Origin of the sequence: uncultured Megamonas sp. (genome assembly GCF_958438645.1) — a bacterium.
Lineage (GTDB): Bacteria > Bacillota > Negativicutes > Selenomonadales > Selenomonadaceae > Megamonas.
The window spans coordinates 20,317-32,862 of sequence record NZ_CAUBSM010000002.1 but is presented as its reverse complement, the minus strand read 5'-3'; the positions used below and the strand labels follow the sequence as shown (position 1 = coordinate 32,862).

Sequence of the window (12,546 nt, the reverse complement as noted above, 5' to 3'; positions counted from 1 at the left end):
TATGGATTTAAAGACAGCTACACCAAGAGAAGTTAGAGCTTTAATTCGTAAAGGTGAACTTGATATGCCAACATCTGGTATGTGTACACCATATGCTCAGGCTAATATGGCTATTTTACCTAAAGATTTGGCATTTGATTTTTTATTATTCACTCAGCGTAATAAACAGCCTTGTCCTATTTTAGATGTTACCGAGGCAGGTTCGCCTGTTCCTTTATTGGTAGCACCTGAAGCTGATTTAAGATATGATATTCCTAGATATCGCATCTATCGTCATGGTGAGCTTACAGATGAAGTAACCAATATTGAAAAATATTGGCAAGATGATTTGGTGGCTTTTTTATTGGGATGCAGTTTTTCTTTTGAAGGGCCAATGATTGAGGCTGGTCTGGAAATACGCCATATTACAGATAATCACAATGTGCCAATGTATAAAACAAATATTGAATGTATTCCTGCGGGAGTATTTCATGGTCCAATGGTAGTATCTATGCGACCAATGAAAATGCAAGATGCTATAAGAGCTGTGCAAATAACGACTCGTATGCCATATGTACATGGAGCTCCTGTGCATATTGGTGATCCAGAAGCTATTGGTATAAAAGATATAGATAAGCCGGATTTTGGTGAACGTTCGGAAATAAAACCTGGAGAAGTTCCAGTATTTTGGGCTTGTGGGGTGACACCGCAAGCTGTAGCTATGGCTGTAAAACCAGAATTTATGATAACTCATGCACCTGGATATATGTTTATTACAGATATATTGAATTCTAAATTATCTATTATGTAAAATATGTAGAATTTCAAGTATAATAAAAAGTAGTCAATTAAAAAATATTTTTAAATAAATTATTTTTATTTAATATATTTTTATTGACTACTTTTTTTATAAAAATCAAATAGGAAAATATATATTTAATAAAATGCATTACTCTATAAATAAATCTCATTTTGGAGAAAATAAGTATTTATATTTTTTATATATTAATCAGTTATTTTGATTTTAAATCTATAAGAATATAAAAAAAGCAAATTGATTTGATTTTTTTCTTGTAATTTAATAAAGAATTTATATAATTGAAATAGAGCAAATAATTTATTATATTAATACTTTTGATATAGGTGGGATTTTTTATGGAGATAAGAAAAATTTATAGTGAATTTAATACACCTGTTTATTTGAGTAAAGCTTTAAATCTATATTATGGCGGTTGGGAAATATGTTGTCCTATGCACACTTTTGGTCCAGCTATACGTCAACATTATTTAATCCATTATGTAACAAGAGGAAAAGGCAGATTATGGATGAATGATACCTGCTATGAGATAGAAAAAGATACTATGTTTCTCATTCGTCCAGGAATAACGACTGTTTATCAAGCTGATAAAGATAATCCTTGGGAATATTGTTGGATTTGTATCGATGGTTATGATGTAGAAAATATGTTAAATAACAGCGGTTTTGACAAAGTAAATCCATTGTTTTTTGATAAGAGCAATGGTGAAGTCAGAACAGCTATGCTTAATTTTATATTTTTCTTTTCCAAGTATAAAAATAACGAATATATATTATTGAGTCGTTTGTATAATATTTTTGGTCATATGAAAATTCAAATGAAGAAACAACAAGCAAAATCTATTCATGTAGAAAAAGCCATAGATTATATATATGAAAATTACAATAAAAATATCAGTGTCATAGATATAGCGAATTACTTAGGAATAGATAGAACATACTTATATAGATTATTCAAAGAAGAATATAATATGTCACCGCAAAAATATCTTTTAAATTTCCGCTTGAAGACAGCTATGAATAAATTAGAAGGCGGAAATATGTCTATAGCTGATATAGCTTATAGTTGTGGATTTAATGATGCTTCAGCTTTTTGTCATCACTTTAAGAAAGTATATAAAGATACACCGCTAAATTATCGAAAATATCCTCAATTAGCTATTCATGAATAAATAAAGAAAAACCCCCTAGTTATGCACTAGGGGGTGAGTAAAGAATGTATATAAGTCCTAACACAAGAATTATATTAAAAGATAAGTTAATTGTCAATAAAATTTTTTAATAAATCTATAGATAAAATATATATTAGATATTATTTAATACAGCTTCAGTCATAGTTTTTGTATCTGCTTTGATGAAGCCTTCTTTATATAAATCAGGTGTGCGATATCCTTGAGCTAAAGCTTTATCTACAGCTTGTTCAATGCAAGTAGCAGCTTCTTGTTCATCAAGAGAATAACGAAGAAGCATAGCAGCAGAAAGTATAGTAGCTAATGGATTAGCAATGCCTTTGCCTGCGATATCAGGAGCAGAGCCATGAATTGGTTCATAAAGGCTAGTGGATTCACCGATACTAGCAGATGGAAGCATACCAATAGAGCCACTTAAAACTGCAGCTTCATCACTTAAAATATCACCAAAGAGATTGCCTGTTACAATGACATCAAATTGGCTTGGGTTGATGGCAAGTTGCATAGCACAGTTATCTACATAGAGATTTTCTAAAGTGATTTCAGGATATTTTTCCGCTACTTTAGCAGTTGTTCTACGCCATAATCTAGAAGTTGCTAAAACGTTGGATTTATCTACGGAAGTCACTTTATTTTTGCGTTTTTTAGCAGCTTGCATAGCAAATTCTACAATGCGATTAACTTCAGGAACGGAATAATTTTCTAAATCCCAAGCACGTTCATTACCTTCATAGATTTCACTTTCACATTTATCACCGAAATAGATACCGCCGATTAATTCACGTACGATTAATACATCAGTACCTTTTACGATTTCTTCTTTGAGTGGAGAGTATTCAACAAGAGCATCTGCTACTTTGATAGGACGAAGATTAGCATATAATCCGAGCCCTTTTCTAAGTCCTAAAACTGCTTTTTCAGGGCGAAGCGTAGGTTCTACATTATCCCATTTTGGACCACCAACAGCACCGAAAAGCACAGCGTCAGCATTTTGAGCTGCTTCAAGTGTTGTCTGTGGAAGTGGATTGCCACATAAATCATAAGCAGTACCACCAGCAGGATGACTTTCAAATTCAAGATTTAAATTATATTTATCAGAAACTTTCTTTAAAACGGCAACAGCACTATCAGTTATTTCTTGACCGATACCATCACCAGGAATGACTACAATTTTTTTACTCATAGATAATCTTAACCCTTCTGTTTAATGTAGTTGATGAGGCCACCAGCTTTGGCAATATCTTGAATAAAGCCAGGAAGTGGCACAGCATGGAATGTATCACCAGTTGTGAGATTTTCAATAGTACCAGTGGATAGATCAACGCGTAATTTATCGTTAGCGTGGATTTTTTCTACATCATCACCAATTTCAAGTAATGGTAAACCAGTATTGATAGCATTGCGATAGAAAATACGTGCAAAACTGCTAGCGATTACTACAGGAACACCAGAAGCTTTGATAGCGATTGGTGCGTGTTCACGAGAAGAACCACAGCCGAAGTTTTTACCGCCGACCATGATATCGCCTTCTACTACATTTTGAGCGAAAGTTTCATCGATATCTACCATACAATGACTAGCTAATTCTTTTGGATCAAAAGAGTTTAAATAACGAGCAGGGATGATTACATCTGTATCAATATTATCGCCATAACGCCAAACTTTTCCTTCTAATTTTTCAGCCATATTATTCTACCTCCTCAGGAGTTGCGATTTTTCCAAGAATTGCACTAGCTGCAGCTACATAAGGGCTAGCGAGATATACTTCACTGTCTACATGTCCCATACGACCACGGAAGTTACGATTTGTAGTGGATACGCAACGTTCGCCAGCAGTCATAATACCCATATGAGCACCAAGACAAGGTCCGCAAGTTGGTGTACTTACAGCAGCACCAGCTTCAATGAATGTATCTACATAACCATTATGAATAGCATCGAGATATACTTGTTGGCTACCAGGAATGATGATACAGCGAACATTAGGATGTACTTTATGACCTTTTAAGATAGAAGCAGCGATGGCTAAATCTTCTAAACGTCCATTAGTACAAGAGCCGATAACTACCTGATCAATAGTGATAGGTTCTTTGATGGATTCAACGCTGTGAGTATTTTCAGGAAGATGAGGAAATGCTACTACAGGTTTTAATTCAGAAAGATTGATTTCTACAGTTTGACAATAAGTAGCATCACTGTCTGCTTCAACGATTTCATATGGTTTAGTTACACGGTCTTTGATATAGTTGAGAGTTTCTTCATCTACAGGGAAGATACCATTTTTGGCACCAGCTTCAATAGCCATATTGGCAATTGTTAAACGGTCAGTCATATTGAGTTCTTTGACGCCTTCGCCAGCAAATTCTAATGCTTTATATAAAGCTCCATCTACACCGATCATGCCGATTAAAGTGAGCATAACATCTTTACCGCAGATATATTTAGGTTTTTTACCAGTGATATTGACTTTAATAGTTTCAGGAACTTTAAACCATGCTTCACCAGTAGCAAGGGCAACTCCTAAATCTGTAGAGCCTACACCTGTAGAAAAACCGCCCAAAGCTCCATATGTACAAGTATGAGAGTCTGCACCAATAGTTACCATACCAGGTGCTACAATGCCTTTTTCTGGTAAAATTACATGTTCAATACCTACACGACCAATTTCAAAGTAGTTTACAATATTGTGTTTATGTGCAAAATCTCGAACTATTTTTGCAAGTCCAGCAGATTTAATATCTTTATTTGGTGTAAAATGGTCAGGCACAAGAGCTATTTTTGTATTATCAAAAACAGGTTTGCCAATTTTTTCAAATTCTTTAATTGCAGGTGGAGCAGTTACATCATTAGCAAGTACCATATCAAGTTTGCAATTGATGAGCTGTCCAGGCTTTACCTCAGCAATTCCAGCATGTTTAGCCAAAATTTTTTCGGTCATAGTCATACCCATGAAAATCACTCCAATATCGTTTGTTTTAAGTTAACAAATTAACAATGTCATTAAAAGATATGATATTACAAGTGGAAAAATTTTGTCAAGAGTAATCTTTTTAGCTGAATTATCGAGAATATTTGATTTAAATAGTATCGTAGGAACATATTTTTTATCTTAGCATAAATCAATTAAATAAATTGATTTTCAGTATAGGAAATTTGTTTTTGCTAAAAGAATAAAAAATATCTATTTTTTACAAATATTATTATTGGAATTTGCTAATAATTATGATAAAATTTGGCTATGAATTAAAATGAAACCAATATAAAGGAGATGGTGCAATGAAGAAATATTTAAGTTCAATGTTAGTAATGATGTGTATTTTATTATCAGCGGTGGTGGCAAGTGCCGAAAAAGCGGAATGGAAGGCTGATAATTATAATATAAATAAGGTGCAAAAAATTTACGTTGAAGATGTTGTAGAAAAAGGAGATAATGTATCTTTTTCAGAGTTAGAAGATTTGAAAATTCGTCAATCTTTAGATGAAAATGAAAAATATATAAAAAAATATAGAATTGTAAATAATAAAGAAATAGCAGATGCGGTATTATCCGTGAAAATGTTATCATGGGGAACAAATAAACGCTGGGTAAATGAAGAAAAGGTTACTGAAAACCAGACTATCACGCATACAGGTAAAGATGGAAAAACTTCTTCGGTGACAATTCCAGTAACAGTGACAAAGCCAGGTTATTATTATTACACGCAGTATTTTTCAGCAAAATTTGTATTGACTGATAAAGATGGCAATATTATTTTTGAGAGAATTGACAAAAGAGAAGATGAAAAAAATGCTTATGATATGTTTAATCGAGCGGTAAAAGATTTCTATAAAGACGTCAATTCTTTAAAATAAAATGTAAATTTGTATACAAAACACTTGCAAAAAATTATGCTATATGATAAGGTATTAAACAGCAATATTAAACAATTATAAAAGTGAAATATGAAGAAAAGGAATAGTAAAAAAGTTTTTTCTTTACAGAGAGCTGTTGATTGGTGCAAAACAGTAGGAATGATTTTTTGAACTCACCTTGGAATAGCTGGCTGAACATCTTAGAATATAGATAATTAGGTTAAGTCGGTACTCGACCGTTATATTGAGTTTTAAAATGAGTGCATGTAAGATTTTTACATGAATCAGAGTGGTAACGCGTAAGTATAGCTTTCGTCTCTAAATTCTAGAGATGAAAGCTTTTTTTATTTAGAAATCTTAGAATTTGTTATTGGGGGAATACATAATGATGAATATTAATAAATACACCAAAGGTTATTTTATGCCACCAACAGTAGATATGAGCTGGACTCAAAAAGAATACGTGGATAAAGCACCAATTTGGTGTAGTGTAGACCTTAGAGATGGCAATCAATCTTTGATTATTCCTATGAGTTTGGAAGAAAAGATTGAATTTTATAAACGTCTTGTAGAAATCGGTTTTAAAGAAATTGAAGTAGGTTTCCCAGCTGCTTCTGAGACTGAATTTGAATTTTTGCGTACCTTGGTAGAACAAGATTTAATTCCTGACGATGTAACAGTACAGGTATTGACTCAAGCACGTGAACATATTATTAAAAGAACATTTGAAGCCTTAAAAGGTGTAAAAAATGCTATAGTTCATGTTTATAATTCCACTTCTGTAGCACAGCGTCAGCAAGTATTTAGAAAATCTAAAGAAGAAATCAAACAAATCGCCATTGATGGTGCAAAATTACTTAAAGATTTAACAGAACAAGCAGGGGCAAATTATCGTTTTGAATATTCTCCAGAAAGTTTCACAGGAACAGAACCAGAATTTGCTTTAGAAGTATGTAATGCTGTTTTAGATGTATGGCAACCAACAAGTGATCGAAAAGCTATCATCAATTTACCGGCAACAGTGCAGATGTCCATGCCACATGTTTATGCAAGTCAGATAGCATATATGTCTCAAAATCTTAAATATCGTGAAAATGTAGTATTATCACTTCATCCACATAATGACCGTGGTACAGGCGTTGCTGATTCTGAAATGGGCTTACTCGCTGGTGCTGACCGTATCGAAGGTACACTTTTTGGTAATGGTGAACGTACAGGTAATGCCGATATCATCACTATCGCTATGAATATGTTTGCTTTAGGCGTTGACCCTAAACTTGATTTTTCCAATATGCCAGAAATCATTGAAATGTATGAACGCGTAACTCGTATGCATGTATATGAACGTCAACCATATGCTGGTAAACTCGTATTTGCAGCATTCTCCGGTTCTCACCAAGATGCTATCGCTAAAGGCATGAAATGGCGTGAAGAAAATGATGAACCACATTGGACTGTTCCATATCTCTTGATTGATCCACAAGATGTTGGCCGTCAGTATGATGCAGATGTCATTCGCATCAATAGCCAATCTGGTAAAGGTGGCGTAGCTTATGTTATGGAACAAAAATATGGTCTTAATATGCCGAAGAAAATGCGTGAAGACTTCGGTTACTGTGTAAAAGGTGTATCTGACCATAAACATAAAGAACTCATGCCAGAAGAAATTTATCAGATTTTCCAAGATAATTATGTAAATGTTGAAGAACCATATAAATTGATTGATTTTGTTTTGAATAAACAAGCAGATGGCACATTTAAAGGTAATGTACATTTGATGGAACATGGTCATGAAGTTGTAGTAGAAACACAGGGTAATGGTCGCTTTGATGCAGCAAGTAATGCTATCCAAAAAGAATTTGGTCTTAAATACAATAACTTGATCTATAGTGAACATGCCATGGAAATCGGTGCAACTTCAAGAGCTATGGCATATGTTGGTATTACAGCAGAAGATGGTAAAACATATTGGGGTGCTGGTATGGATACAGATATCATCACTGCTTCTATAAAAGCTTTAATCAGTGCAGTTAATCGCATGGATTGATATAAGATGTAATTTTATTTGTATATATGAGTAATCTGTTAGTATAATAAATTTATTGTTTATATATTATATGTAGATAGAAAAGGTGGTTTGTTCATGAGAAGTGATTTAGTAAAAAAAGGTGCAACTCGTTCAGCACATCGTGCTTTATTTAATGCTATGGGATATAGCCCAGAAGATTTAAAAAAACCATTAGTAGGTATTGTAAATGCTTTTAATGAAATAATTCCAGGTCATATCCATTTACGCACAATTGCTGATGCTGCAAAACTCGGTGTAGCTGCTGCTGGTGGTACACCTATTGAATTCCCAGCTATCGGTGTTTGTGATGGTATAGCTATGGGACATCCTGGCATGAAATTTTCTTTAGCTAGTCGTGAATTAATTGCTGATTCTATTGAAGCTGTAGCAACAGCTCATGCTTTTGATGGTTTGGTACTCATTCCAAACTGCGATAAAATCGTTCCTGGTATGCTCATGGCAGCTGCTCGTTTGAATATCCCTTGCGTAGTAGTAAGTGGTGGCCCTATGCTTGCAGGTCGTTATCAAGGTAAAGATGTAAGCGTAAGCACAACATTTGAAGCTGCTGGTAAATTTACAGCTGGTAAAATCACAGAAGAAGAAATGCATGACTTAGAAGCAAAAGCTTGCCCAGGTTGTGGTTCTTGCTCTGGTTTATTTACAGCTAATACAATGAATACTTTAACTGAAGTATTAGGTATGGGCCTTCCTGGAAATGGTACAATTCCAGCTGCTTATACTGGTGCTAGAATTTCACTTGCTAAAAAAGCTGGTCATGTAATCATGGATTTAATTGCAAAAGATATTAAACCTCGTGATATCTTGACTCAGAAAGCTTTTGAAAATGCAATCACTGTAGATATGGGTATTGGTGGTTCTTCTAATACTGTACTTCATCTTACAGCTATTGCTCATGAAGCTGGTATTAAACTTCCAGCTCCATTATTTGATGAAATCAGTGCTAAAACACCATATATCACTAAATTAAGTCCAGCAGGTATTCACCATATGCAAGATTTAAATGAAGCTGGCGGTGTTTGTGCAGTAATGCATGAACTCAGCAAAAAAGGCCTTATTCATTTAGATGCACTCACAGTAACAGGAACTGTAGGTGATAGAATAAAAGATAGTGAAATCCAACGTCCTGATGTAATTAAAACAGTAGAAGCACCATATCGTCCAACAGGTGGTATCGCTATTTTACAGGGTAATTTAGCTCCAGATTATGCAGTAGTAAAAGCTAGTGCAGTAACAGAAGATATGCTTTGCTATAAAGGTACAGCAAAATGCTTTAATTCTGAAGAAGAAGCTATTGAAGCTATCACTGGTGGTAAAATCAAAGATGGCGATGTAGTAGTAATTCGCTATGAAGGTCCAAAAGGTGGCCCTGGTATGCGTGAAATGCTCAATCCAACTGCTGTTATCGCAGGTATGGGCTTAAAAGTAGCACTCATCACAGATGGTCGTTTCTCTGGTGCTACTCGTGGTGCTTGTATCGGTCATGTATCTCCAGAAGCTATGGCTGGCGGTCCAATCGCATATCTTGAAGATGGTGATATCATTGATATCAATATTCCAAATCGTAAATTAAACGTATTGATCAGCGATGAAGAAATGGCTAAACGTAAAGCTAACTGGGTAAAACCTGAACCAAAAGTAAAAACAGGATATCTTTCCCGTTATGCAAAACTTACAACATCTGCTAGCACAGGAGCTGTTTTAGAGTAAGTGAAAAGACAAAAAAGAATTGCTTTAATCAATGATATAACAGGCTTTGGTCGTTGTTCAGTGACGGTACAATTGCCTTTGATATCAGCATTAAAGATACAGGCTTGTCCACTGCCTACTGCTATTTTGGCAGCACATACAGGTTTTCCTGTACATTATATGGATGATTACACTAGACATATGAAAGCTCATATGGATAATTGGCAAGCATTGAATCTAGAATTTGATGGTATTTTGACAGGTTTTTTAGGTTCTAAAGACCAGATTGAGCTTGTATTAGAATTTGCAAGACGCTTTAAGAAGGAAAATACTATTTTTGTCGTTGATCCTGTGATGGGTGATGGTGGAAAATTGTATTCTTCTTATAATGAAGAACTTTGTTTAAAAATGCGACAATTATTGAATGTAGCTGATGTTTTAACGCCGAATTTAACTGAGGTTTGTCAATTATTGGATATAGCATATCCAGATAAAATGCCGACTGAAACTGAATTATTTAAGATGGCGAAAGCCATTGAAGATAAGGGTGTAAAACAGATTGTAATTACAGGTCTTGTCAATGAAGAAGAAGATAAGGTTTATAATTATATTTATGAGAGTGGAAAAAATCCTTATATGCAGTCTAATAAGCGAATACCAGAAGAACATTCAGGTACAGGGGATGCTTTTGTAGCAATTTTAACAGCTTGTTTAGTGCGTGGTGAAACTTTAATTGAAGCCGTACAAAAAGCAGCAGACTTTGTGGGAAAAGCAATGGCATATACTAATTCTTTAAAAGTGCCATGGAATTATGGTCTATGTTTTGAAGAATATTTAACTGATTTAAAATAATAAGGTATAAAATAAGCTTTAATTTTACTGAAGATTTTAATTGGTAAAATTAAAGCTTATTTATTGTTTAAGGATTGTGGATTTTTCTTATTGAAGTTTAAGATTTAAAAGGATATAATTTTTTATGTTATATTGTAACAAGGAAAAGGTGATTAAATGATATTATATACATTACATAATAATGGATATATTGATTTTAGCGAAAAAGCTAAATTATTTCCGCAAGAAAAATTCAATATGTATGTAAATCTTACTAATAGATGTAATTGCAATTGCACATTTTGTTTGCGTCATTTAAAGGAAGACCATAAATTATGGTTAAAAGAAGGTGAACCTTCTTTAGAAGAGATTAAACAAGCTTTTTTAAATGCACCTATGGAAAATGTAGCAGATATCGTCATCTGTGGTTTTGGTGAACCAACTATGAGATTAGATGATTTACTGAAATTATTGACATTTATTCGTCAGACATATCCTGATTTTAAAATCAGAATGAACACAAATGGTTTAAGTGATTTGGAATATGGCAAGAAAACAGCTGTATTGTTTAAAGGTTTGTTAGATACTATTTCTATAAGTCTAAATGAGTCTACAGCAGAAAAATATTTAGATGTTACTCGCAGTCGTTTTGGTTTAAAATCTTATAAAGCGATGCTTGATTTTGCAGTAGATTGTAAGCAATATATACCTAATGTAGTAGTAACAATTGTAGATATTATTGGCGAAACTGAAATTAATGCTTGTAAAAAAGTTTGTGAAGAGTATAACTTAAATTTACGTATTCGCCGTTATGAAGCTAATTAAATGGTGATAAAAATTAATTAATTAACAAGATAAATTTAATAAGAATGGAAGCGAATAGATAGTGGAGTCCGAAATGATGAGATTATTATGGACAGAAATCGACTTAGATGTAATTGCCAAAAATATGCAGATTATAAGAAAAATGGCAAAATCTAAAGAAGTGGCCGCTGTAATCAAGGCAGATGCTTATGGTCATGGCTCTGTGACATTAGCGAAGACTTTGTTAGATAATGGTGCTGATAGATTGGCGGTAGCACGCTTAGATGAAGCTTTAGAACTTCGCCATCAAGGTATAGTAGCACCTATATTTATTTTAGGCTATACAAATCCAATTCGAGCAAATGAAGCTATTGCTTATAATATAGATGTATGTATTTTTGATTATGAACAGGCAAAGCTTTTTTCTGAAGAAGCTGTAAAACAACAAAGTGAAGCAGTTTTTCATATTGCTATTGATAGTGGTATGCAACGCATTGGTTATCAGCCTACAAAAGAATCTGTAGAAGAAATCATTAAGATAAGTAAATTACCAAATGTAAAAATCGAAGGTATATTTACTCATTTTTGTTTGGCTGATTGTTATGATAAGACCTTTACACATACGCAATATAAACGTTTTAAATGGGTTTGTGATGAATTGGCTAAAGCTGGTGTAAAAATCAATGTACATCATTGTGCTAATAGTGCTACTATCATTGATTTACCAGAGTATCATTATGATATGGTGCGAGCTGGCGTTATTTTATATGGCATGGCACCATCAGATGAAGTGGATATCAGCAATACTGGTTTAAAACCAGCGATGAGTTTTAAATGTGAAGTAACGCATGTAAAAACCATAAAACCTGGTGATGGTGTAAGTTATGGTCATAAATTCATTGCTAAAGAAGAACGTGTAATTGCGACTATACCTGTAGGTTATGCTGATGGTTACACAAGGTTATTATCAGGAAAAGCTGAAGTATTAATTCATGGTAAACGTGCTAAAGTAGTAGGCAATATCTGCATGGATCAATGTATGGTTGATGTCACAGATATTAAAGATGTAAAAGTTGGCGATGAAGTAGTTCTCTTTGGTAAACAAGGTGAGGAATGTATCTTAGCTGATGAATTAGCTGAAAAATTAGGAACTATAAATTATGAAATCACTTGTATGATTTCACGTCGTGTACCTAGATTTTATATACAAGATAAGAAATTGAAATTCTACAAATCGTATTTGAGCGATTTAGCTATTAGTATGTATAATGTTTAAAATTTATCTAATATAAATATAT

At 33.6% G+C, this 12,546-nt stretch carries 11 protein-coding genes and 1 other annotated feature; of the genes, 8 read left to right on the top strand and 3 right to left on the bottom strand.

Annotation, left to right across the window (positions count from 1 at the left end; genetic code table 11):
• Window position 1: 1 nt before the first annotated feature.
• The gene (locus tag Q5I67_RS02150) at window positions 2-790 is read left to right on the top strand and encodes a putative hydro-lyase (RefSeq protein ID WP_302486207.1); all 789 of its coding nucleotides are present in this window, start codon (window positions 2-4) and stop codon (window positions 788-790) included.
• Window positions 791-1,134: 344 nt separating this feature from the next.
• Entirely contained in the window at window positions 1,135-1,968 is an 834-nt protein-coding gene (locus Q5I67_RS02145) for an AraC family transcriptional regulator (protein ID WP_296898629.1), read from the top strand.
• Between the two features lie 133 nt (window positions 1,969-2,101).
• Here the strand turns inward: Q5I67_RS02145 and leuB are convergent, their stop codons facing one another.
• Genes leuB through leuC form a run of 3 tightly spaced genes read right to left on the bottom strand, consistent with a single transcriptional unit; the run spans window position 2,102 to window position 4,936 of the window.
• Window positions 2,102-3,169 (bottom strand): 3-isopropylmalate dehydrogenase, encoded by a 1,068-nt coding sequence (gene leuB, locus Q5I67_RS02140; RefSeq protein ID WP_296898627.1) that lies wholly within the window; start codon window positions 3,167-3,169, stop codon window positions 2,102-2,104.
• A gap of 8 nt (window positions 3,170-3,177) precedes the next feature.
• A complete protein-coding gene (locus tag Q5I67_RS02135) occupies window positions 3,178-3,672 on the bottom strand; it encodes a 3-isopropylmalate dehydratase small subunit (protein ID WP_008539526.1) in 495 nt (164 codons plus the stop codon).
• A 1-nt stretch (window position 3,673) separates the two neighbouring features.
• Entirely contained in the window at window positions 3,674-4,936 is a 1,263-nt protein-coding gene (gene leuC / locus Q5I67_RS02130) for a 3-isopropylmalate dehydratase large subunit (RefSeq protein ID WP_302486206.1), read from the bottom strand.
• 326 nt (window positions 4,937-5,262) lie between these two features.
• Between leuC and Q5I67_RS02125 the strand changes: the two genes are divergently transcribed.
• The 6 genes from Q5I67_RS02125 to alr all read left to right on the top strand — a co-directional run bounded on the left by Q5I67_RS02125 (window position 5,263) and on the right by alr (window position 12,524).
• Complete coding sequence (locus Q5I67_RS02125) at window positions 5,263-5,838, top strand: hypothetical protein (protein WP_302486205.1); 576 nt, start codon at window positions 5,263-5,265, stop codon at window positions 5,836-5,838.
• An 84-nt stretch (window positions 5,839-5,922) separates the two neighbouring features.
• Window positions 5,923-6,161: a binding site (T-box leader), on the top strand.
• A 62-nt stretch (window positions 6,162-6,223) separates the two neighbouring features.
• Entirely contained in the window at window positions 6,224-7,885 is a 1,662-nt protein-coding gene (locus Q5I67_RS02120) for a 2-isopropylmalate synthase (protein WP_296896848.1), read from the top strand.
• Window positions 7,886-7,981: 96 nt separating this feature from the next.
• A complete protein-coding gene (gene ilvD, locus Q5I67_RS02115; RefSeq protein ID WP_302486204.1) occupies window positions 7,982-9,634 on the top strand; it encodes a dihydroxy-acid dehydratase in 1,653 nt (550 codons plus the stop codon).
• Window positions 9,635-10,465 carry a pyridoxamine kinase gene (locus Q5I67_RS02110; protein WP_296896844.1) on the top strand — a complete coding sequence of 277 codons (831 nt, stop codon included), beginning with the start codon at window positions 9,635-9,637 and terminating at the stop codon, window positions 10,463-10,465.
• 156 nt (window positions 10,466-10,621) lie between these two features.
• Window positions 10,622-11,269 carry a TatD family nuclease-associated radical SAM protein gene (locus Q5I67_RS02105; RefSeq protein ID WP_296896842.1) on the top strand — a complete coding sequence of 216 codons (648 nt, stop codon included), beginning with the start codon at window positions 10,622-10,624 and terminating at the stop codon, window positions 11,267-11,269.
• 73 nt (window positions 11,270-11,342) lie between these two features.
• A complete protein-coding gene (gene alr, locus Q5I67_RS02100; RefSeq protein WP_296896840.1) occupies window positions 11,343-12,524 on the top strand; it encodes an alanine racemase in 1,182 nt (393 codons plus the stop codon).
• Window positions 12,525-12,546: the final 22 nt, after the last annotated feature.